Genomic DNA, 24,008 nt, shown 5'->3' with positions numbered 1-24,008 from the left:
GAGTAAAGGGCGACCCGATCTTATTGAAAGGACTGGTGTTGTTAATTGATGAAGCGGGTCGCCCCTACAAGCTTTTATAGGTTTCTTCTATCCAGAAGGGATGCGATCGCGTTCGTAGGACACACCCTCATTCACAAATGACAAAGGACAAATAAGATAAGACGAATAACAACTATCAAGACTTCCCACTCCCCATCAGATAAAGCAGCGCCATGCGTACCGCTACACCACTGGTAACCTGTTGAGAAATTAAACTGAATTCTGGATCATCCATTAACTCGGAACTAATTTCCACGCCGCGATTGACGGGTCCGGGGTGGAGAATTTTGACTCCAGGATGGCAAAGTTTTAAGCGATCGCGTGTAATTCCATAACGCTGATGATATTCTCGCAAACTGGGCAATAGATGGGCTGTCATGCGTTCTTTTTGCAGCCGTAAGGTCATGACAAAATCGGCATCTTTCAGCGCAGGTTCAACTTCCCAATGCAAGAATAGCCGCCGATTGGGGATTGGGGATTGGGAAAAATTCTCCCCCGGCTTCCCCGGCTTCCCCGGCTTCCTCTGCTCTCCAGTTCCCTGGACATATTCAGTAAACTCCTGGGGGACTAATGTCGGTGGACCGGCTAAATGAACCTCAGCGCCACTGGCGGTTAGACTCCAAATATTAGAACGAGCAACCCGTGAATGGATGATATCCCCGACAATGGCAATTTTTTTGTCGGCTAAGAGTTTCAAGCGAGGATACTCAAAATCCAATAGGGATGTAATTGTAAATAAATCCAGCAACGCTTGGGAGGGATGTTCATGTTGACCATCGCCTGCATTCAAGATACCGACATTCGTTTCCAGGCGATCCATTTCCTGGGCGATCGCATGGGGGACTCCCGCTTCTCGATGGCGAATTACCATCATATCAGCTCCCATGGCTAAATAGGTTTTTGCGGTGTCGAGAATGGTTTCTCCTTTGGTCAAGGATGAGGTTCCTGGTGCAAAATTCAATGTATCTGCACTCAACCGTTTGGCGGCGAGTTCAAAACTACTGCGGGTGCGGGTTGAGGGTTCAAAAAACATATTCGCCACCACCTGACCTTGCAAAGCCGGGACTTTTTTCGTGCGCCGAGAGAGAACTTCCCGACAGCTAGCGGCGGTTTGTAAGAGGGTATCGTATTCAGCCGATGTAAAATCTTCCAGGGAAAGGACATGGCGGCGAGTCCAAGTGGCAGTAGCCATAAGAATAAGAATGCAAAATGGATAGAGAGGGGCTAACAGTTACTATAATCTTCATTCCCCTCCCACGACAAATAAATAGGGGCTGCTGAATCGGTGTTGTGGTGGGGTTAGAGAGCAGGGGAAGCTGGGGAAGCTGGGGAAGCTGGGGAAGCTGGGGAAGCTGGGGAAGCTGTAGGGGAAGGTTTTCACCCGGATGTGACTCAGTGTAATCAGTGTCACTACCCTCTCACTTCCCCACCCCACTCTTCCCAATAAATCTGTGAAATCAGTGTTTTGACGAATGACGAATAACAATCCCCACAATTTTGTCTGACTACTGAAATCTTTCCTTTGAGGGAAGTTAGTCCACTTAATTATCCTTAATAATACTACTAGAAAAGAAAATTCTAAAATTATATTAGATGAACCCAGCCGTCGTCGTTTTGCTATCCCCAACTACTTCTGTAAGTAGTCGGACAAAAGATACTCTACTAAATTTTGTCAACAAGCCTCAAACCCTTACAAAGGACGAAGGACAAATGACGAATGACGATCTCAAAGGTTCATCACTGCGATAAACGAACAGTGAGGTATTCTGATGGAAACCCTAGCCTATACCCATTTCTCCGCCCAAGCCGATGACAAGATTCCCCAGTCCCAGTTCAGTGCTGATGGGTCTGTTTTCGAGTCAGAGGTTGACTGGAAACCACCGAGTTTAGCCTGGATTCAGGGACTAGCCTTAGCGATCGCACTGTCTTCCTTAAGCTTAACCAGTAGTGCTTGGGCGGCGGTGGTTGATACGAATGGTAGTCCGCTAAATGTGCGATCGGGTCCCGGTTTAGGGTATGGCGTGGTTAGCACTCTTGCCAATGGCACTACCATTAATCTCAGTGGTCTTGATGCCGATGGCTGGTCTCAACTCAGCAATGGTAACTGGGTTGCTTCTCGCTGGATAGCAGGTGAAGGTGGCGATAGTGGTGTTCCATCCGCTGTCTTGCGCCCTGGTAGTACGGGGACAGCGGTAACCAATCTGCAAAATCGATTACAAGAGGTTGGGGTTTATAACGGACCCGTCACTGGCTATTATGGTCGCCTCACCGAAGTGGCTGTGAGAAGGGTTCAGGCGTCTGAAGGATTGACGCCGGATGGGATTGCGGGACCGACGACGTTAACCGCTTTATATGGTGAGGATGGCAATGGTGGAGGTGTGACTCCGGTGACGAATACCGCCGTGGTTAACACCAATAACAATCCCCTCAACGTGCGATCGGGTCCCGGTTTGGGGTATCGTGTGGTGGGTACGGTAGGGGATAACCGCAGGATTAGCCTCAGTGGTCGTAATACTGATGGCTGGTCTCAACTGGCGAATGGCAACTGGGTCTCTTCTCGCTGGATTGTTGGTGAAGGGGGCGGTGCAACTCCAGCAAGGGATACCGCCGTGGTGACGACGAATGGGAGTCCCTTGAATGTGCGATCGGGTCCCGGTTTAGGGTATCGGGTGGTGGATACTGTAGCCGATGGCGCCGCGATCGCAACTACGGATCAGACGGCGGGGAACTGGATACGTCTGGCTAATGGTGGCTGGGTGTTTTCGGGATGGGTTGCAGCGTAAGTGTCTTATGTCATTCGTCATTCGTCATTCGTCATTTGTCATTCGTCATTCGTCATTCGTCATTCGTCATTGTTAAAATCCAATCAGTTAGCTGGGTTGGATGGCTATGATTAATCCTGTTTCTCTCTTGCTTACGTTGTGCCGATCGCGTTTGATATTCGTTCTTTTCGCCTTGCTTGTCTGTAGTGGTGTTCCCTCTCAAGCGCAATCTGAACCGGATAATCCATCCCCTGGATCTGAGATGCGATCGCCAACGGATGCGGTTACTCAGCAATTAATCGGAGAATGGCAAGCCACCGATCCGGCATCGGGGGAATCCATCCGGTTAATTTTTGCCCCCGATAACCAATTATTTTTTATCTTACCCGCTCAAGATGGGTCGGCTGTGGCAATCGAGGTAGACTACCAAATTCAAACGGCGACTCAACCGATGCACCTGGATATGGCACTCACACCGGATGAAATTGCCTTGACTATTTTTGAGTTAACCCCAGAGGGAAAGCTGCGCTTAGAATTTAAAGATGTTACGCCGGGACAACCTCGACCCACGGCGTTTAGTGATACGGCGTTACTCTTGGCAAAGACTTCGGATGATACCACCGTACCCGAAGATATTTCCGTGATTGAGTTGGAAACCAGCGCCAACCGATCCAGCCAAGCGATTCCGATGCAGTATATCAGCCTCTTAAATCGCGCCCAGCAGGTGTATTATCTCGAAAATCGTCAATTTGCCAATACCCTCGAACAGCTAGAAATTGCCACAAACCTAGAAACGTCCTTATATACATACCAAATTGTGCCATCCCGCGATCGCGCTGAGAGTGTGGCGATTACGGCACATCCCAAAGATGAGGGACTTCCCAGCTACATTGGTGCGGTATTTGTCACTACCGTTGATGGGTTTGAGACAACCGTTTCTGGGATTTGTCAGAGTGAACAACCCGCTACCTCACCGCCGCCGATGCCAATTCCACCTTCAGCCGATTCTACAGAGATTCAATGTCCCGCCGGATCTCGTCTGTTGCAGTAGGGGCTTGGTTACCAATCCCCTACTTTAACTTGGTAACCAAGCCCTTTAACCAATCCTCTCGGTGTTTCCCCCCCATCTCCCCCTATGGTTACCGTCGCTGGCTGTCGGATTCTTGCCCAAATCTATGAAAGTAGTAACTCTTTAGTCTATCGTGGTATCCGAGAATCGGATCAGCAGTCGGTGATTCTCAAAGTTCTCAAACAAGATTATCCTACGCCCGCAGAAATTAACCGCTATCAACAAGAATATCAAATCACGCGCTCCCTCAACTTTGGCGGTGTGGTTCAGGCTTATAGCTTAGAACCCCATCAAACCACCCTGGTGATTATTTTTGAAGATTTTGGCGGTTCCTCGTTAAAAGTCTTACTCCAAAACCGGGGATTTACGCTCAAAGAATTCTTAAGTATCGCCATTCGCAATACAGAAAGCTTAGGCAGGATTCATGCTTCCCATATTATTCACAAAGATATCAACCCTGCCAATATTGTTTTTAATCCTGAAACGGGACAACTGAAAATCATTGACTTGGGCATTGCTACCGTTTTATCCCAAGAAAACCCAATTCTGAAAAATCCCTCCGTCTTAGAAGGCACATTAGCCTACATGTCACCGGAACAAACCGGGAGAATGAATCGGGCGCTGGATTATCGTACTGATTTTTATTCCTTAGGGGTTACGTTTTATGAATTGCTAACCCATCACCTTCCCTTTGAAACCGAAGATCCCCTAGAATTAGTCCATTCTCATCTGGCGAAAGAACCGATTCCGCCTCACCAAATTAATCCGCAGATTCCGCCCGCCCTCTCTGCTATCGTGATGAAATTATTGGCAAAAAATGCCGAAGATCGCTATCAAAGTGCCTGGGGGCTAAAATCTGATTTAACCATTTGTTTAATGCAATTAGAAACCAAGGGAAAAATTGAACTGTTTTCCCTCGGTCGCCAAGATGTTTCTGAGCGATTTCAAATTCCCCAAAAACTCTATGGTCGAGAACGGGAAATTAAAAGTTTACTGGACACCTTTATTCGGGTTACTGGACGTAGTTTATTCGGAGACTCAACGCCAAACTCAATCAGGGCGGGTGTTGAACAAAAGTTATCGTCAGCGGCAACACAAGATTCTCTAAACCCGCCCCTACACAATCGAAACTCCCCCAAGGAGATGATGGTTGTATCTGGATATTCCGGTATAGGGAAGTCAGCGCTAGTACATGAATTATATAAACCCATTACTCAACAGCGGGGCTATTTTATTCGCGGCAAATTTGATCGATATCAGCGGGATATTCCTTACTCAGCCGTGATTAAAGCGTTTCGAGACTTAATCAAACAGTTGTTAACTGAAACCACAGTCCAACTAAGCCGATGGCGCAAGCAACTCTTAGCCGCTTTAGGGGTGAATGCTCAACTTATTATTGATGTCATTCCGGAAGTTGAACTGATTGTAGGTAAGCCCGTTCCAGTTGCCAGTTTGCCCGCGACAGAATCGCAAAATCGCTTTAAATTAGTTCTGCAAAAGTTCATCCACGTCTTTGCCAAACCTGAACATCCGTTAGTCATTTTTCTCGATAATTTACAGTGGGCGGATAGCGCTTCGTTGAAACTCATGGAATGGTTGATGAACTCCTCGAATCAGGGTGAGGCTGATTCCCATAGTGGGGGGCTGTTTGTTATTGGTGCTTATCGTGATAATGAGGTGAGTGCATCCCATCCCTTACGGTTAACATTCAACGCTATCCGGTCAAGCGGAACAATTATCCATCAGATTGTTTTAGCGCCTTTGGGATTAATGAGTATTATCCAATTGGTAACAGAAACGCTCAAATGTTCCCCTGATCATGCCCAGCCTCTGGCTGAATTAGTCCAGTTGAAAACGGACGGCAACCCTTTTTTTATCAATGAGTTTTTAAAATATTTGTATCAAGAAAAAATCGTCACTTTTGACTCTTCCGGGGGAAGGTGGCAGTGGGATATAGCCAAAATTCAAGCCCAAAATTTCACTGATAATGTTGTCGCCATTCTAGTCAATAAGATTCAAACCTTATCGCCAAACGTGCAACGGGTTTTACAGTTTGCTGCTTGTTTGGGCAATTCCTTTGAACTCAAACCATTAGCCTTAGCGTTAGGCGAATCGCAGTCCGAAACAGCAGTGCAGTTATGGCAGGCAGTTGTTGAAGGATTGATTGTGCCTTTGGGTGAATCCTACAAGTTAATCAGTCCATCTAATACTACTGAAATTCTGTTGCATAAACCTCAACATTTAGCCTCGAATCCTGCCTCACTAAGCAGCGATATAGAACATCAAAATTTTACCATTCAATACAAATTTGTTCACAGCCGAATTCAGGACACTGCTTATTCTTTGATTCCTCAAGAAGAATGCAAAGCGATTCACCATACGGTGGGTCAGTTATTACTGAGAAATACGCCAGAAGACCAGTTGTCAGAGGCTCTTTTTAATATTGTCAATCATCTAAATATTAGTATTGAGTTAATCCAGTCTACTGAAGAACAGAATGAATTAGCTCAATTGAATCTTTGGGCAGGTCAAAAAGCCAAAGCCGCAACCGCTTATGAAGCGGCGATGAAATACTTGGCAATCGGTCGAGAACTTCTTCCTCCAGACAGTTGGCAGGCGCAGTATGAGTTGAGCCTAAACTTGTCTATGGAAGCCATCGAAGTGGCATATTTATTGACTGATTTTGAAACCGCCCAAACCCTAACCAATGTTGTGCTAAACCAGGCGAAAACTCTAATTCATAAGGTTAAGGTTTATGAAATTCAAATTTTATTCGATAGTTCTCAAAATCAAATGCTGTCCGCTATCAAAACAGCAAAGCAGGTTTTAAAGCTACTAGAAATACCGCTAACTAAAACGCCTCCTGTTTATCAAACGGTTGAGGCATTAGCCGATTTGCCAGACATGACTAAACCCACTCAATTGGCAGCTTTGCGAATTTTGATGTCCGTTATGGCACCTGCCTATATTGCCAAACCATCTCTGTTACCGTCGCTTATTTTCACTATGGTGAATCTCTGTATTCGCTATGGAAATTCATCGCTAGCGGCTTATGCTTATAGTGTTTATAGTTTGCTGTTGTGTGGCAAACAAGAAACAATTGATCAAGGCTATCGCTTTGGTCAATTAGCCTTAACCTTATTAGAGCGCTTTGATGCCAAAGATGTACAAGCCAAAGTTCAGCAGCAATTTAATGCCTTTGTCCGCCCCTGGAAAGAACCAGCCCGAAAAACGCTTAATCCGTTACTCGATACAATTCAAAGGGCGATTGAACAGGGTGATATCGAATATGCTTGTCACTGTACCGTCAACTATTGTACCTATTCATTTTTCGTCGGACTTCCCTTAGCTGAGGTCGAGTCAAAACAAGCCCAACACCTGGAATTAAATCATCAATTTAAACAAGATTATCAGATTAACTATATCACGATTTGGCGGAACTTATCGGTATGCTTGATGGAGGTTGATCAGTATCCAAATTTAGACTTGACTGTTTTTGACCAGGTTCTGCCGGATTTATTAGAAGCGAATAATCAGCTTTCAATTTTATCCGTTTATTGGGCGAAATTATTCATTTATTACTTATTTTACAACTATGAAGAAGCAGAAACTCAAGTTTTTTTGGCGGAAAAGTATAAGGGAAGCGTTAAAGGCTTATTAAATAGTGTTTTAGCCAATTTCTACTCGTCTTTGGTTCTGTTAGCGGTGTGTCATTCAGCAAGTCCCAGCAAACGCCGACGATATCTGAGCAAAGTAGCAAGACAGCAAAAAACGATGCGAAACTGGGCGGAACATGCGCCTTGTAACTTTCAGCATAAATATGACTTAGTAGAGGCTGAACGGGCGGGAGTTTGCGGTAAAACTATTCGAGCAATGGAGTATTATGATCGGGCGATTCAGGGGGCAAAAAAACAGGGCTATCTTCATGATGAAGCTTTGGCGTATGAACGAGCCAGTCACTTTTATCAACGGTTAAGTCGGGAAGAAATTGCCCAAAACTATTTACAAAAAGCTCACTATGTTTATACGCTGTGGGGGGCAATGGCGAAAGTTAAACAGTTGGAAGAAACTTATCCCCAATGGCTATTTACCCGAGTCAATGGCAATGATTCAGGCGGAGTGTCCCAAAAAAGTTCGATAGTGACAACAACGACGCAAAGTCGAAATAAATCTTCAGAATTTCTTGACTTAAACACCGTCATGAAAGCCGCGCAAGTGATTTCCGGTGAGATTGTCTTGGATAAATTACTGGCAGCGTTGATGAAAATTTTAATTGAAAATGCGGGAGCGCAAAAAGGGTTTCTTATTTTAGAAAGCAAAGGAAAATTAAGGATTGAAGCCGAGGGACAGGTGAATACTCTCGGTCAACCTGATGCAGAATGCGATCAAGTTCAGGTTTTACAATCGACTGACATTGAAGAAAGTCAAATTTTATCGGTTACTATTATTAATTATGTAGCTCGAACTCAGGAAATTGTTGTCTTAAATGATGCCCTAAATGAGGGACAATTTACTCAAGACGCCTATATTCAGCAAGAACAACCGAAGTCAATTCTCTGTGCGCCGTTGATTAATCAAGGAAAACTCAGCGGAATTGTCTATTTAGAAAATAATTTGACGACGGGAGCATTTACAGCTAGCCGATTAGAACTGTTGCGTCTCCTATCCGCGCAAGCCGCCACATCTATTGAAAATGCCCGTTTCTATACCAGTTTGGCAGAACTGAATCAGGCGTATGAACGGTTTGTTCCGCGTCAGTTTCTCCAATTTTTGGATAAGGAAAGTATTGTCGATGTCCAGTTGGGTGATAATGTTCAACAGAAAATGTCGATCCTATTTTCGGATATTCGCGCCTTCACGACATTATCGGAAACGCTGACACCGGAGGACAATTTTAAGTTTATTAATGCTTATTTGTCGCGCATGGAGCCAGCGATTACTGACCATAATGGCTTTATTGATAAATATATCGGTGATGCAATTATGGCATTGTTTAGTGGTCAGGCTGATGATGCAGTTAAGGCGGGAATTGCTATGCTACAACAACTGAGGATCTATAATCAACATCGACAAAATTCTGGCTATCCTCCTATCCGGATTGGGATTGGGATTAATACGGGAGGGTTAATGCTAGGAACCATTGGTGGAGTCTCGCGCATGGATAGCACGGTGATTAGTGATGCGGTTAATTTAGCCTCTCGCATTGAAGAGTTAACCAAATATTATCAAGTCCCCTTATTAATTTCTCATCATACGTTTTCCCGTTTATCTGATCCGACTAATTATGCGATTCGCCTGATTGACAAGGTGAAGGTGAAGGGGAAATCGGAATTGGTAACTGTTTATGAAGTGTTTGATGCCGATTTACCTCAGATTAAAGCCGCTAAATTAGCCACGTTACAAACCTTTACCGAAGCCTGGTATTTTTATAACATGAAGGCGTTTGCTGAGGCGAAAAAACGCTTTGCTGAGGTGCTGCGGGTCAATCCTCAAGACCAAGTGGCTAACATCTATCTAAACCGTTGTCAATAGTAATAGTTATCGGTGTGTTTGATTGATAGAAACCACTCCCCTAAGTCGGTGGAAAAAATTGAAAATTTTGAAAGATTTATCATATCATGTAGGGGCGGGTTTAGGGATTAAATGAGTAGACTCACCTTAAACAAGACAACGAAACCCGCCCTTTTTTTAACCCTGAGTGGATTTGGGATTGAGGTTATCGGTTAGGTTCAATACGGGGGAAGGGTGGGTTTTGTATGACATTTATTGATTTGCCCGCCAATTGAGTTCCTAAACCCGCCCCTACATAGAATTGGCTGTTGTCAGTTGCAGGTTAAATCCCAGCGACGGCGAAACCCAGCGGGATATAGGATTTGCTAGGTTACTTTGCAAGAAGGAAGGGCGGGTTTTGTATGACATTTATTGATTTGCCCGTCAATTGAGTTCCTAAACCCGCCCCTACTTCCGTTTCAATCAGGTCTAGCTGACAACATTGAATTTTCTCTACCGTTAGGACGTTGCTCATATCAGCGAATTGGCATATTATAGGAATGCTGTAATACAAGTAATACGTTAGTATAACACAATAAGGACTTTGAGCGAGAGAGGCAAAAGGATTGAATTCTTCAGTTCTGTCTAGTATCGCTACCTTAAAGCTACAGAGGCAACTAGGTTCTGTACAAAAGTCAAAAGTGCTGAACTGTCAAGCTTTCCGGTGAATGCGACAGGTGGGAAACGTTCGCCGTGAAGGTCGAGTGAATGCTGTTCAGACGTTTGGCAAAACCATACTAATTCAATAAAAACATCTTTTTTAAGTTTTTCCCTAAACCTATTTAACTCGTTTATCGATTGAATAGATTGGGTGCATCGCTAATTGGGGTTGAACGGCATAAAAAAGGACTAGATTCTGCTTTAAATCTGTAGGGTTTATTTCCTTAACTTTAGCGATCTCCAAGCGACTCTCATGTCAATGCGATCTCTCAAGCGCCTAATTGACAACGGTTTAACAAATGTGCCTCTACGAACGGTATTCGTAGTCCCCTTTCTGGTGCAAATTTTTGCCACAGTCGGAGTGATTGGCTGGTTATCGTTTCGCCACGGAAAGCGGGCGGTGAATGAGGTATCAACTCAATTGCAAGATGAAATTACGGTTCATATTGAGGATCGGTTGGAGCGATATTTAGCGATTCCCCATCAGATTAATCAGAGTAATCAGGATGTGATTCACTTAGGAAGCTTGACCCTAGATAACTTACAACCCTGGGAACAGCATTTGTGGCGGCAAGTGCAACGATTTGATTCGGTGAGTTATGTTGGTGTGGCGAATGAACAGCGCGGACTGATTGCGGCTGGACGGCGAAATCGGGATCAATTGGTGATTATCCAAGCGAATCCTGCAACAGATTTTGATTTCTATACTTATAGCACCCACAGTGAAGGCGATCGCAAGACCCTGATCGAGAGTAGCAAAAACTACGACCCCCGGCTGCGACCCTGGTATAAAGCCGCCTTGCAAGCGGGTAAACCCACCTGGAGTGATATTTTCCCCCTTTTTGGCGAAGGCGATCGCACGTTGCTAATTAGCGCCATTCAACCCGTTTACGACAGCAATCAGCAGGTTCAGGGTGTCTTAAACACCACCCTACGTCTCTCCACAATTAGCGATTTCCTGCAAACGATAAAAATCGGTAAATCGGGACGTCTGTTTATTATGGAACGTTCTGGATTATTAGTCGCCACATCCACCCCAGAACCGCCCTTTCAACATCACCAAACTCAAATCACCCGATTAAACGCCAGCCAAAGTCGTGACCCCTTAATTCAAGCCAGCGCCAACTATTTAACGCAACAGTTTGGCGACTTCAAGGCAATTAAAGAGTCCCAGCGCCTAGAATTTAAGCGTCAAGGACAGCACCAATTTTTACAAGTCATGCCCTTACAAGATAGCCACGGATTAGACTGGTTAATTGTCGTGGTTCTCCCTGAAGCTGACTTCTTGGATCACATTCATGATAATACGCAATCGACAATCCTACTCTGTCTGGTTGCATTACTCATCGCCACGGGAGTTGGTGTGGGTACCGCCCACTGGATTATTCAACCCATCCAGCGCTTAAATCAAGCCGCCAATGCTATTGCTAATGGGGAATGGGAGCAAAAAATTGAGGTTCATCGTAACACTGAACTGGGTAGTCTTAGCACCGCATTTAATCAAATGGCGGATCAATTAAACCAATCATTTGCCACTCTCAAATGCCAGAATCATCAGATGAACCGCTTGAATGAGGCATTGGCAAAAAGTGAGAAACAATTAGCTCAAATTTTAGAAACCGTACCCGTTGGTATCGTGGTGGTTGATGCTCAGGGGCAATTCCATTATACCAACGATAAGGCACAACGGTTTATGGGGAAAGAGTTTACGCTAGACGCGATCGCGGATAATTTTTGTGCGGTTCATCACTGGTATATCGCCGGAACCGATCAATTTTATCCGACCGAAGAGTTACCGATTGTTCGAGCTTTACAGGGACAACGATCTATTGTACATAATATTGAAATTCACCAAGACGACCAGATTATTCCGATTGAGACGTGGAGCAAACCTATCCTTGATGAACAGGGTGAAATTATTTATGCCATTGCCGTTCTTAACGATATCACCGATCGCAAAAAAGCCGAAGCAGAACGGATGCGTTTTACCCAAGAACTGGAATTCAAAGACCATCAAAATGCCGCTTGGCAGCGCCTAGACAAGCTCAAAGATGAATTTATAGCGAATACCTCCCACCAACTCCGTACTCCTCTCCATGGCATTGTCGGCATTGCTGAATCCTTAATCGATGGTGCTACCGGAGAGTTACCCTTACAAACCCGGATCAATTTAGGTACAATTATCGCCACCGGGCGGCGCTTATCCAACTTAGTCAATGACATTCTCGATTTTGCCAAACTCAGACACCAAGACATTCAACTCCAGCAACAGCCCGTGGGAGTACGAGAAATAACGGAGGTGGTTCTCCGACTCAGTTATCCGCTGATTGGTGATAAAGAGTTACAACTGATTAATGCTATTTCTCCGGACTTACCTATCGCTTATGCGGATGAAAATCGGGTGCAGCAGATTTTGCAAAACTTAGTGGACAATGGGATTAAGTTTACTGATAAAGGAACGGTCAAAATTTCGGCTCAATTGGTAAGTTCAAGGCAGAAGTTAGAGGGCAGAGGTGCAGCAGTGCAGTGGGACAAGGTAAAGTTGAAGGAGTTAACTCAAAACCATGTCCTTGAGCGCAGCGAAGGAGTAGTCAGCGTGGTTTTGGAATCAACGTTATCGTCAACGGCTGGCGCGAATTTTATCAACCCGCCTCTACAAACCCGGTTCCCTATAAGCGAAGTGGAGGATCAACACTATGTCCTCGAACAAAGTGAAGGGTCAACATCCAGTCAGGACGGATTTTGTACAAACGTTACTATCAATAGCGAAAACACAATCCCTAAACCCGCCCCGACAAACCATGTCCTAGAAGCCAGTGAAGGGTCAACATTCCAAATGCTAGCCATTACTGTCTCTGACACAGGAATTGGCATCCCCAAGTCTCAAATAAACCGTATTTTTGAATCCTTTGAACAAGGGCAGGGTTTTCTAGGGCATCAGTATGGCGGTACAGGGTTAGGGTTAGCCCTGACGAAAAAGCTAGTGGAGTTGCATGGGGGAACGATTGAGGTGCAATCAACCTTAGGCGTCGGCTCTCAGTTTACGTTTACGTTGCCAATTTTTGACGGACAAATTCCAGACGTTAAGCCCGATCCGATTGAGTCAATCGTGACAATACCTAAGACAGTTTACAGTGCCAATTCCTTTGTGAGTGAACCTCTTAGTGTCGGTACGTCTTGTCCCCTATTACTGACGCTTGATCAACCTAGCTTAACCCTAAAACAACACCAAGATATCCAGGATGACGAATCTTTAATCAACCCGTTTAAGATTTTAATCGTTGATGATGATGCAGTGAATCGCCAGATACTCGTCAACTATTTATCCTTAGAAAATTATCAACTTGCCCAAGCCGCCAATGGTAGGGAAGCGTTAGATATCATTAACAATGGTTTTCAGCCTGACTTAGTTTTACTTGATGCGATCATGCCCCGCATGACTGGGTATGATGTTTGTAAAAAACTGCGTGAATTCTATCCCCCTACTGAACTGCCCGTGTTAATGTTGACGGCAAACGAGCAAGTGAATGACTTAGTGGCAGGCTTTAGTGTAGGCGTGAATGATTATTTGACGAAACCGATTGCCAAATACAAACTTTTAGTCAGGATTAAAACTCATCTACGTTTATCAACAATTGCCAAAGAAAATGCCCAACTTTACGCAGCGGTGCGGGAAAGTGAGCGGAGATTGATGCAATTTTTAAATGCTGTACCTGTGGGGATTTTTATCCTCGATGCCAAGGGCAAACCCTACTATGCTAATGAAGCGGCTAAACAGATTTTGGGCAAAGGTATTGTGGATGCTGTTACCGTTGAAGAATTAGCTGAGTTGTATCAAGCCTATCGCACCGGAACGGATCAACTCTATCCCACCAACCAAATGCCTATTTTTCTGGCATTGCAGGGAAAAACGTCTACCGTTGATGATATTGAAATTCACCGAGGGGATCAGGTTATCCCGATTGAGGTGTGGGGGACTCCCATCTATGAGGAACAGGGGGAAGTGGCTTATGGGATGGTTGCCTTTCAAGATATCCGCGATCGCAAAAAAGCGGAAGCGGAACGGGAAGCCTTTACTCGTGAGTTATTTCAACTCAATCAAGCCTACGAACGGTTTGTTCCGGGTCAATTTCTCCAGTTTTTACAGAAAAAAAGTATTGTGGATGTGCAACTGGGGGATCACGTTCAACAGGAAATGTCTGTTCTCTTTGCCGATATTCGTAACTTTACAGCACTGTCGGAACAGATGAATCCTAGTGAAAATTTTAATTTTATCAATGCCTTCTTAAGTCGCATGGAACCTGCGATTCGGGAACATAACGGTTTTGTCGATAAATATATTGGCGATGAAATAATGGCGCTGTTTAGTGGCAATGCGGATGAAGCAGTGCAGGCGGGAATTGCCATGTTTGATCGGCTTAATTTATATAACCAACATCGGGCTAATTATGACTATGCACCCATTGAGATTGGGATTGGGATTAATACCGGGGAATTAATGCTGGGAACCGTGGGTGGATTTTCCCGTATGGATAGCACGGTGATTAGTGATGCGGTGAATTTAGCCGCCCGCCTGGAAGAATTAACGAAAATTTATCAAGTACGGCTATTAATCTCGCACCATACATTCTTGAGGTTGTCGAATCCCGGTGATTATGGGATGCGTCTTGTGGATAAGGTGAATGTGAAAGGAAAAGCTAAAAAAGTAACCGTTTATGAAGTCTTTGATGCTGATCCGCCGGAGATACGAAAAGCAAAGCTGACAACGAAAACGGCATTCGAGGAAGGGCTAATGTTATATTATCGCGATCGCCTCTCAGATGCGGCTCAACGGTTTAGTGAATGTTTGCGGGTTAATCCAGAGGATAAAGTGGCGCAACATTACCTCAAACGTTGTCAGCATCGGATGCGATGATATTCGGGTTCATGGTTCATAAACGTGGGCTAAAAACTCTGCCACTTGTGCGGGATATTGCCCAATGGCAGTTTCATCAGAAAGGACAATTCCATCAAATCCAGCCTGTTGGATATCATATAAATGTACCACTTCACTCCGGGTAGGTTGGGGAAAATGGGTCATATATTCTAATACTTGACCCGCCAGAAATTTTGGGCTGGATAATTGAGGAAACTGGGAAATAAACGCGGCTTGTAATTCTCCTAGCGCCTTCAATCCCGCCTGCGCCCCCAGATCCCCACGACAGAACCACAATTCATCAAAGCCTTGATCCAGTTGACTAAGATGACGCATGGCTTCAGGGCGTTCAATTTTGGCAATTAAATAGCGATCGCCTATTTGCTGGCGAATCGGTGTTACCTCTTTACCATCTAAGACAAAAGAACAGGCAAATTGAACAAAGGGATAGGTTAACCCCAACTCAACCGCCCTCTGATCGTGTTGGTTTAATTGGCTAAAAGGGATAGGATGATTCACCCGATTAATCCCTTTATAGGAACTTAATCCGCCATTGGTTAAAACTTTAGCCGTTGCACTTTTAGGCTGAATCGCGATAACTTCGAGTTGAATTCGGGCATCATTGAGCGAAAGAATATCACCGATACTTAAGGCTTGGAATACGTTTTTGTCAGGAATCGGTATCTGTGTGATATCATCAGAGGATTGACCGAAAAATAATCTGACTTTTTCAGGAAGATAGTCACAACTGGGATAGCTGCCAACTCGCATTTTCGCGCCTTGTAAATCTAAAACCAGGGGTAAGGTTTTACCGTGTTCGGTGAAGATTTCGGTTAAGCGTTCTAACCATTTTTTTAAGCCTTCTGCTGTTAAATGCGCTACATTCAGCCGAAAGCGATCGGCGGTTTGGGACAACTGAGTAATCAGGCGTTTGTTTTCACTAGCGGGTCCTAATGTAAATACTGTTTTCATCTATTTGTATGTAGTGGCGTGGCACACCTTATTGCTTCTAGCATTTTAGCTATGCTGCGCCGCCATCGTGGGAAAAATTTAAATGCAGGAAACCAACAAAACTTAAGATTATTATCTGAAATATTGATAAAATAATATATTTCCCTGTTAACATCGGTGGGTTACGGCGGATACGGCATTAAATGGTTATCGCTTCGATCGAAATTCCGCCTAACCCACCCTACTGGCTACGGGTGTGACATTAGTGAACTGACACAGTACGATCGCGAATCAATGGGGATGCGGTACGATAGGGCATTGGCTTGTTAAAATTTTTGTTAATTCTCGTTTTAGAGTGTCATGGCTGATACCGTTCTCGACGTTCGCAACCTGCAAGTCAAATTTAAAACCGATGAAAAGCAAGTCCTCGCTGTTGATGGGATTAGTTTTCAAGTGAAACGGGGGCAAACCCTGGGTATTGTCGGGGAGTCGGGTTCGGGGAAGTCAGTCACCTCACTGGCGGTGATGGGGTTAGTGTCAACGCCGGGTAAAATTACTCAGGGGGAGATTTATTTTAAACCCAAAGCCGATCGCGCTCAACCCATTGAGTTGCTGACGCTGAATCCCGAACGAAAACGCTTGTTTCGGGGGGGTCAAATTTCGATGATCTTCCAGGAACCGATGAGTTCCCTCAACCCCGTCTACACAATCGGGTTTCAGCTTATCGAGGCGATTTTACAGCATCAGGACATCTCCCAAGGTGAAGCACGGCGTCAGGCGATCGCACGGCTGCAAGAAGTGCGGCTGATTCCCAGTGATCAGGAACTTAAGCTGGAGTATGAACAGGAAAATCCTGACGACACCGCCACAGATCGCGTGATCAGCCAGTACCTGAATCAGCGCAAGCAGGAAATGCTCAAACGCTATCCTCACGAACTATCCGGGGGTCAATTGCAACGGGTGATGATTGCCATGGCAATTGCCTGTGATCCGGAGATTCTGATTGCGGATGAACCCAGTACCGCCCTTGATGTTACCGTACAGGCGGCAATTCTGGACTTGCTGCGGGAGTTACGGGATCAGCGCGGAATGTCGATGATTTTCATCACCCACGACTTAGGCGTAATTGCTGAAATTGCCGATAGCGTGGCGGTGATGTATCGAGGAAATATTGTTGAAAGTGGCGATGTTTGGCAGATTTTTTCTCATCCCCAGCATCCGTACACGAAAGGATTATTAGCCTGTCGTCCTACATTAGAAAAACATCTCAAATACTTACCCACTGTGGCTGATTTCATGGAGGAGATAAAAACTGAGGAGGGTAAGGTAGACATTCGCGAAAAATCTCCAACGTTTGATCAGGAAAATGGGGCAAAGGTTCAGCGAGATAATCTTGCCATTGCTGACGCCTCAGCCTCTCCCCTACTTGCCGTTGAAAATCTCCGGGTGGGGTTTCCGGTGTCCAACGTATTTGGCAAAACCAAACGCTATATTATGGCGGTCAATGATGTGTCCTTTGAGGTGTACAAAGGCGAAACATTGGGACTGGTGGGGGAATCAGGGTGCGGTAAATCAACCCTTGCCCGGACATTATTGCGTTTAATTGAACCGATGGGGGGTAAGGTGACCTTTGAAAATGAAGATATCACCCATATTAAAGGCAGGCGCTTGCGGCAAATGCGGCAAAAGATGCAAATTATTTTCCAAAATCCCTTTAGTTCTCTCGATCCTCGGATGAAGATTGGGGATGCGGTGATGGAACCATTGGTGATTCATAAATGGGGAAATAATGCCAAATCCCGTCGCGATCGCGCCGCTTATTTGTTTGAGCGAGTGGGGTTAAACGCCGACTGGATGAACCGCTATCCCCACGAGTTTTCGGGGGGACAACGCCAACGGGTTTGTATCGCTAGGGCGCTAGCACTTGAGCCTAAGTTTATTATCTGCGATGAATCGGTTTCTGCCTTGGATGTGTCGGTACAGGCGCAGGTACTGAATTTGCTCAAGGAGTTACAGAGTGAGTTAAAGGATGAGTTGAATTTAACCTATATCTTTATCTCCCATGACTTGAGTGTGGTCAAATTTATGAGCGATCGCATAATGGTGATGAATAAGGGCAGAATCGAGGAAATCGATGCGGCGGAGAGTATCTATCGGGAACCACAAACGGAGTACACGCGCCAGCTTATTGAATCAATTCCCACGGGAAGCTTGGATCGGATTCAGCAACAGCAAGCAGGGCGAGGATTAAGTCCTTGGTCTGATATTAGCGACTTATCGGATGGAAACAAACCCTCGGCTAAATTCCAGTATCAGCTTTATGGCATGGTTCAGGGAGATTGGCAAGTGGCGAAGCGATTATTGAATCAGGTGAAAAGCATTAATCCGGGACATTCCGAGGATTGGTATTGGCAAAAAGTCATTCGGGATTTGGAACGCGATCGGCAATAAGTCAGTTAGTGGAAATAAATGCCACATTACTAAGTTGTGTAAACAGTTCTCAAACCCTTACAAATGACCAATGACAAATGACCAATGACAATCCCCATCATGGCAACTGCTGAATTTAATTTTCTGGCAGAATTGAATTATTTTTTGCCCCCAAATAAACGTCATGTTAGCTTTTCCCATGAGTTTAAAGGACGAACCTCGATTAAGGATATGATCGAATCGCTGGGGGTTCCTCATCCGGAAGTCGATGCGATTTTGGTGAATGGAGAATCGGTTGATTTTTCCTATATTGTCCAGGATGGCGATCGCGTCACGGTTTGTCCAATTTCAGTATTAGATGAAATCAATCCTAGCATTCGGGTGAGTCCCCCTGAACCCCAGGAGTATCGGTTTGTCTTGGATATTCATTTAGGGAAATTAGCGAATGCGTTGCGGTTGTTGGGGTTTGATACCCTTTATCGCAATGACTACGCTGATCCAGAGTTAGCCCAAGTTTCGGCGGATGAGCAACGGATTCTGTTAACTCGCGATACCCGATTACTGATGCGTTCTATAGTGACTTATGGGTATTATGTGCGCTCCAAAAACCCGGATCAACAAATCGTTGAAGTTTTGCGCCGCTTCGATTTATTTGATGCTATTTTACCCTTTCATCGGTGTATCCGCTGTAATGGCGTATTAGAACCTGTTGAAAAAGAGGCGATCGCGGATCAGTTACCGGAGAAAACACGACAATCCATTGATGAATTTCATCGCTGTCAAACCTGTGATCAGATTTATTGGCAAGGGTCACATTTTGAACGGATGCAACAGTTTATTGAACAAGTTCTAGCCGCAAAAAATTAAGGAAGAGGTTGGCTCAACTCATATTGGTGGTGAATCTGCTATTTTACTCAAGCGGCAATTTTCAAGATTCCCCTGTAATTGTTTGAGTAGTTCATTGATAATGCGTTTAGCAATATTCCCTGTTTCTTTCACCGTCTGCAAACGTGCTAAAACCTTCTCATCAACACAGACAGGGAAATCTAATTCTACCAGATTGAGCGATCGCAACGAATCCGCCGCCGCTAGCGTTAACTCGTCATTCTCGCTTGCAATCATATCCAGCAACAACGGAATTGCCTGATTGATATCCCCCCAGTCAAGAATTTCCGCACAGCGCACCTGCCAAAGAATTGAACGATTTTTCCAGCTAGTATGAAGTGTATTCCAATCTAAGTGTGTCAGTTGTTTAACCAGATCACAGGCGTAGAACTCAGCATCATCATACCAATAGTCGTCGGAAAACTCTTGGCTCAAATACGTATCTAGCTTTTGGAACATTGTCATAGTACCACCGCCTTAGAATTGGATTGGTTGACCGCCAGTAGGATAAGAAGAGATCACATTGCCCAAAGTATCATTGATTACTACCCAGTCTACGCCATCAATAGTTTGTCGATGCAAGGTTGCTCGATCTTGTAAACGAATAGCTATGGGAGCAGTACGAGCAACTTGATTAGTCGCATCGATAATCTTGTCATCACTCCAATTATCTGGTGCTAAGGTAGACTTCTTGCGCTTAGAGATATTACCATCTGGAAATTGTTTAATCAGCCTTACCGTTGTTGTACCATCTGGGTTGTTACTCAGAATTTCGACATTGAAATCCGAACGGCTTTTAATTTTGGGTGAGTGTGCGCCTATCAGTTTATTAGAAATACCACCGGGGGAGTTGGGATTCAGCACTCGCTCCCCATAGAGGATTTTTTCTCGCATTTAATAAATATTACTGAAAATTGGGTAAAAATCAGCGGCAGACGGAGAGCTGGTAACAACCCCACTCTAGTCTTCCTTATCCCCTAACAGGAAACCTAAAATGAACCGATTACTGATTATATACCGTTGTGATCGCACAGGCTAAAACTGAACCAACTCAGCCTAACAGTGTATATCCGTTGAAATATTGAATAACGCCCCATTGTCCATTGGTTAACCATTGCGGATCATCTTGATTCAATCGCTTAATTTGATCCGGTTGTAATCCAGCGGCGACTTCAGCTTTAAAGGTACGTAGAGCGGCAAATGGGGCGGGAAAATAGCAAACAATGTCTTCCCAGGGCGTCGTATAATCCCATTCGCGATCGCCCAGTAAGCGGCGATAATTGGCATCTCCTTTAATCATCACGAATTGGGATTGATTTAATTCACTGCGCCATGATTCTGGCATATCCCAAAAGGCAAGGGGGGCTGTCCAATAGGAATCCTCGCAGCAGATGATGTCACCGTTGTCAATATAATTCTGGAGACGTTTTCCTAAAGATTGGACATCCTGATGGCTATGCTGACAGAGAACATTAATGGTGTGCTGAACATCCTTAATCATGGCATCAGACACAAATACCGGATGAGGCTTCAGATGCAAGTAAACAGGTTGAGCGATTCCACTGTTCACTAAAAAGTCAGCTACACATAAATCACAGAACAACTCAAACCCAGCATTATCCACAATTAAATCAATGCGAACGCCCTTAAGATGAGCAATGTGATCAGCAATTTGGGGGGTATGATCAACTAAAAGATTTGCCTGTTCGCGATAGGCTTCAATATTCATCCGCTGACTCTCTCCCGCGTCAGTGGGAAACAGGCTTAAATCAATGCGATTTCCCCAAAGGGCAAAATAAAAGAGGGCGATTAAATCGGTACGGTTCCATTTCCCTTGAGCATCGACAAAGGTGTTAATTTTGCCACTCATTGTCTCAATCGCGGACATTACCTTTGCCAAACTGCTGTGTTTTTGGGGTTCAAAGGGATCGACTCGGTGCCATTTTCCCGGTTGAAAATAGTGGGTGGCTTCTAAAATGCGACGGTAGAGATAGACTTCTGCGGGATACCAGGGGATATCAATCCAGCGTTTTCCCTGGTAGGGTGACATATAGGTATTCCACGCCTCTAAATCGGGTTGAGTTTCATCCTCAAGCGATCGCACGATTCCGTAAGGCAATTCCTGACGCAGATTCTCTAGATTCTGAGTAATCGAGGCGGGATAGTTGTTGGATGCGATCGCCCGTTCAATAATCGTCACCCAGCGTTGCGTCAGTGTCTGGTGAGCAAAGGAACCCTCCTCTGACATCATCAGGGGTGGAGGGATGGGGATACAGGGTTTAGTCGGGGACATGATGGTGCGATCGCGCGTCTTTCAACCGATTTGATTATAACCTTCGTAGTTGCGCTGTCTTAACCCTTACTATAGTATTTAATCCATTAAGCTGTCATGCATTTAAATTGGGTATTAGTAGCGAGCAAGATGCTCAATGTAGCGGGCAAGATGCAAAGCCTGCGGCATGGCTTCGCTAAAGCCTGCGGCATGGCTTCGCTAAACGCACTACGGCAAGGATTTCCCCCTTATTGACATTAAGGTTTAAATGCCGAACAGCTTATCTCCCCTGGGATATATCTGTATGAGTCAAGCCAATTATCCCTCTGATAATACCCAGCCAGAACAGATTGAATTACTCCAGCGTCTTCTAATGGAGTATCAACGAGCGGGAGAATATGCCACGGGAGAAAATCTTGAACAGTACACAACAATTTTAGAACAGCTTGGTATCGCGTATTTGCATCAGGGAAAACCGGAAGCCGCCAGGGAGTATTTAGAGCAAGCACTGAAATTGAAGCCGGATGATTTAGCCTTTCATGTCAAGGTGCTTAAGCATTTAGGTGAGACGTATCAGCAGCAACGCCAATTTGATGCGGTAATTCAGTGTTATGAGCAATCTTTAACCTTTTCCCAGACATTGGCGGATCGGCAGAGTGAAGCGACGGTATTATTTGATCTGGGTACGATTTACCTGAAATTGAGACAATTTCAACAGGCAGAAGCATTTTATCAGCAATGCTTAGAGATTGCTCAACAGATTGATGATCGCGACAATCAAGCATCCACCTATCACCAGTTAGGAAACATTGCTGTAAAGTTACGGGAGTATGACCAGGCAAAGCGCTACTATCAGCAGGCTCTAGATATTTACCTGGAATTTAGCGATCGCGACAATCAAGCTAGCATTTATCATATCTTAGGAAACATTGCTGTAAAGTTAGGGGAATATGAGCAGGCAAAGCGCTACTATCAGCAGGCTTTGGATATTTACAATGAATTTAGCGCTCACTACAATCAAGCATCCACCTATCACAATTTAGGAAATGTTACGGTAAAGTTACGGGAATATGAGCAGGCAAAGCGCTACTATCAGCAGGCTCTAGATATTTATCTGGAATTTAGCGATCGCGACAATCAAGCATCCACCTATCATCAGTTAGGAAACGTTACAGTAAAGTTACGGGAGTATGACCAGGCAAAGCACTACTATCAGCAGGCTTTGGATATTTACAATGAATTTAGCGATCGCGATAATCAAGCTAGCATTTATCACAACTTAGGAAACGTTACAGTAAAGTTACGGGAGCATGAGCAGGCAAAGCGCTATTATCAGCAGGCTTTGGATATTTACAATGAATTTAGCGATCGTTACTCTCAAGCTAGCACTTATCATAACTTAGGAGTGGTTGCCGAAGAGTTACGGGAGTATGAGCGGGCAAAGCGCTATTATCAGCAGGCTGTTGATATTCAGATAGGATTTAGCGATCGCTACAATCAAGCTAGCATTTATCACAACTTAGGAAACGTTACAGTAAAGTTACGGGAGTATGAGCAGGCAAAGCGCTATTATCAGTCGGCTTTGAATATTTACAATGAATTTAGCGATCGCGACAATCAAGCTAGCATTTATCACAACTTAGGAAACGTTGCTGTAAAGCTACGGGAGTATAACTGGGCAAAGCACTACTATCAGCAGGCTTTGGATATTTACAATGAATTTAGCGATCGCTACAATCAAGCTAGCACCTATCATAACTTAGGAGTGGTTGTTGAAGAGTTGGGGGAGTATAACTGGGCAAAGCGCTACTATCAGCAGGCTTTGGATATTCAGAATGAATTTAGCGATCGCTACAATCAAGCATCCACCTATCATCAGTTAGGAAACGTTGCTGTAAAGTTACGGGAGTATGACCAGGCAAAACGCTACTATCAGCAGGCTTTGGATATTCAGAATGAATTTAGTGATCGCTACTCTCAAGCTAGCACCTATCACAACTTAGGAGTGGTTGCTGAAGAGTTGCGGGAATATGAGCAGGCAAAGTCCTACTATCAGCAGGCTTTGGATATTCAGAATGAATTTAGCGATCGCGACAATCAAGCATCCACCTATCACCAGTTAGGAAACATTGCTGTAAAGTTACGGGAGTATGACCGGGCAAAGTCCTACTATCAGCAAGCTCTGGATATTAAGATAGAATTTAGCGATCGCTACAATCAAGCTAGCACCTATTATCAGTTAGGATTATTGGCACAAGAACAGGAAAACTACGCCGAAGTCACGGATAATTTCCTGACAGCCTTAAAGATATTCATAGAGTATCAGGATAAATATTGGGCTGACGTGATGCGAGCAATCTTATGACGTCTCCTGGATTGAAAAGGGCACGATGATATCGTGTCCCTACAAGAATAATGTGTCTGGCAAATAGAAACGGATATGATGATATCTTATGAACACATCTACACTGGATT

The 24,008-nt window shown here is 44.6% G+C and carries 12 protein-coding genes; 7 read left to right on the top strand and 5 right to left on the bottom strand.

Translation table 11 applies throughout. From position 1 onward, the window contains the following. Positions 1-175 precede the first annotated feature (175 nt). Positions 176-1,231 (bottom strand): aspartate carbamoyltransferase catalytic subunit, encoded by a 1,056-nt coding sequence (locus RID53_RS19430; RefSeq protein WP_446389654.1) that lies wholly within the window; start codon positions 1,229-1,231, stop codon positions 176-178. Between the two features lie 577 nt (positions 1,232-1,808). Here RID53_RS19430 and RID53_RS19425 point away from each other — a divergent pair. The 4 genes from RID53_RS19425 (at position 1,809) to RID53_RS19410 (ending at position 14,995) form a co-directional block, all read left to right on the top strand. Continuing rightward, positions 1,809-2,822 (top strand): SH3 domain-containing protein, encoded by a 1,014-nt coding sequence (locus RID53_RS19425; RefSeq protein WP_446389653.1) that lies wholly within the window; start codon positions 1,809-1,811, stop codon positions 2,820-2,822. A 106-nt stretch (positions 2,823-2,928) separates the two neighbouring features. Further along, positions 2,929-3,852 (top strand): type IV pilin-like G/H family protein, encoded by a 924-nt coding sequence (locus RID53_RS19420; protein ID WP_446389652.1) that lies wholly within the window; start codon positions 2,929-2,931, stop codon positions 3,850-3,852. An 84-nt stretch (positions 3,853-3,936) separates the two neighbouring features. After that, positions 3,937-9,402 carry an AAA family ATPase gene (locus RID53_RS19415; protein WP_446389651.1) on the top strand — a complete coding sequence of 1,822 codons (5,466 nt, stop codon included), beginning with the start codon at positions 3,937-3,939 and terminating at the stop codon, positions 9,400-9,402. A gap of 931 nt (positions 9,403-10,333) precedes the next feature. Continuing rightward, a complete protein-coding gene (locus tag RID53_RS19410) occupies positions 10,334-14,995 on the top strand; it encodes a response regulator (protein WP_446389650.1) in 4,662 nt (1,553 codons plus the stop codon). Positions 14,996-15,004: 9 nt separating this feature from the next. On the opposite strand, the gene RID53_RS19405 is transcribed toward RID53_RS19410, so the two are convergent. Beyond that, positions 15,005-15,967, bottom strand: a complete 963-nt coding sequence (locus RID53_RS19405) for a pyruvate kinase (RefSeq protein WP_446389649.1) — start codon at positions 15,965-15,967, stop codon at positions 15,005-15,007. 339 nt (positions 15,968-16,306) lie between these two features. Between RID53_RS19405 and RID53_RS19400 the strand changes: the two genes are divergently transcribed. After that, the gene (locus RID53_RS19400) at positions 16,307-18,397 is read left to right on the top strand and encodes an ABC transporter ATP-binding protein (RefSeq protein ID WP_446389648.1); all 2,091 of its coding nucleotides are present in this window, start codon (positions 16,307-16,309) and stop codon (positions 18,395-18,397) included. A gap of 99 nt (positions 18,398-18,496) precedes the next feature. After that, complete coding sequence (locus tag RID53_RS19395) at positions 18,497-19,243, top strand: Mut7-C RNAse domain-containing protein (RefSeq protein WP_446389669.1); 747 nt, start codon at positions 18,497-18,499, stop codon at positions 19,241-19,243. 18 nt (positions 19,244-19,261) lie between these two features. On the opposite strand, the gene RID53_RS19390 is transcribed toward RID53_RS19395, so the two are convergent. From RID53_RS19390 to RID53_RS19380, 3 genes are all read right to left on the bottom strand, one after another. After that, the gene (locus RID53_RS19390) at positions 19,262-19,726 is read right to left on the bottom strand and encodes a hypothetical protein (protein WP_446389647.1); all 465 of its coding nucleotides are present in this window, start codon (positions 19,724-19,726) and stop codon (positions 19,262-19,264) included. A gap of 12 nt (positions 19,727-19,738) precedes the next feature. After that, positions 19,739-20,155 (bottom strand): EndoU domain-containing protein, encoded by a 417-nt coding sequence (locus RID53_RS19385; protein ID WP_446389646.1) that lies wholly within the window; start codon positions 20,153-20,155, stop codon positions 19,739-19,741. Positions 20,156-20,312: 157 nt separating this feature from the next. Then, positions 20,313-21,554, bottom strand: coding sequence for a damage-control phosphatase ARMT1 family protein (locus RID53_RS19380; protein ID WP_446389645.1), 1,242 nt, complete (start codon positions 21,552-21,554; stop codon positions 20,313-20,315). Positions 21,555-21,801: 247 nt separating this feature from the next. On the opposite strand from RID53_RS19380, the gene RID53_RS19375 reads away from it, so the two are divergent. Then, the gene (locus tag RID53_RS19375) at positions 21,802-23,898 is read left to right on the top strand and encodes a tetratricopeptide repeat protein (RefSeq protein ID WP_446389644.1); all 2,097 of its coding nucleotides are present in this window, start codon (positions 21,802-21,804) and stop codon (positions 23,896-23,898) included. Positions 23,899-24,008: the final 110 nt, after the last annotated feature.

The sequence above is a fragment of the Coleofasciculus sp. B1-GNL1-01 genome (assembly GCF_040220235.1).
In the GTDB taxonomy this organism is placed as follows: Bacteria; Cyanobacteriota; Cyanobacteriia; order Cyanobacteriales; family Coleofasciculaceae; genus Coleofasciculus.
This window is presented reverse-complemented; position numbering and strand designations above follow the sequence as displayed.

Bases quoted from the DNA above. Each gene is read 5' to 3' on its own strand.
- RID53_RS19430 (WP_446389654.1), bottom strand. From the start codon at position 1,231: ATGGCTACTGCCACTTGGACTCGCCGCCATGTCCTTTCCCTGGAAGAT.
- RID53_RS19425 (WP_446389653.1), top strand. From the start codon at position 1,809: ATGGAAACCCTAGCCTATACCCATTTCTCCGCCCAAGCCGATGACAAG.
- RID53_RS19420 (WP_446389652.1), top strand. From the start codon at position 2,929: ATGATTAATCCTGTTTCTCTCTTGCTTACGTTGTGCCGATCGCGTTTG.
- RID53_RS19415 (WP_446389651.1), top strand. From the start codon at position 3,937: ATGGTTACCGTCGCTGGCTGTCGGATTCTTGCCCAAATCTATGAAAGT.
- RID53_RS19410 (WP_446389650.1), top strand. From the start codon at position 10,334: ATGTCAATGCGATCTCTCAAGCGCCTAATTGACAACGGTTTAACAAAT.
- RID53_RS19405 (WP_446389649.1), bottom strand. From the start codon at position 15,967: ATGAAAACAGTATTTACATTAGGACCCGCTAGTGAAAACAAACGCCTG.
- RID53_RS19400 (WP_446389648.1), top strand. From the start codon at position 16,307: ATGGCTGATACCGTTCTCGACGTTCGCAACCTGCAAGTCAAATTTAAA.
- RID53_RS19395 (WP_446389669.1), top strand. From the start codon at position 18,497: ATGGCAACTGCTGAATTTAATTTTCTGGCAGAATTGAATTATTTTTTG.
- RID53_RS19390 (WP_446389647.1), bottom strand. From the start codon at position 19,726: ATGACAATGTTCCAAAAGCTAGATACGTATTTGAGCCAAGAGTTTTCC.
- RID53_RS19385 (WP_446389646.1), bottom strand. From the start codon at position 20,155: ATGCGAGAAAAAATCCTCTATGGGGAGCGAGTGCTGAATCCCAACTCC.
- RID53_RS19380 (WP_446389645.1), bottom strand. From the start codon at position 21,554: ATGTCCCCGACTAAACCCTGTATCCCCATCCCTCCACCCCTGATGATG.
- RID53_RS19375 (WP_446389644.1), top strand. From the start codon at position 21,802: ATGCCGAACAGCTTATCTCCCCTGGGATATATCTGTATGAGTCAAGCC.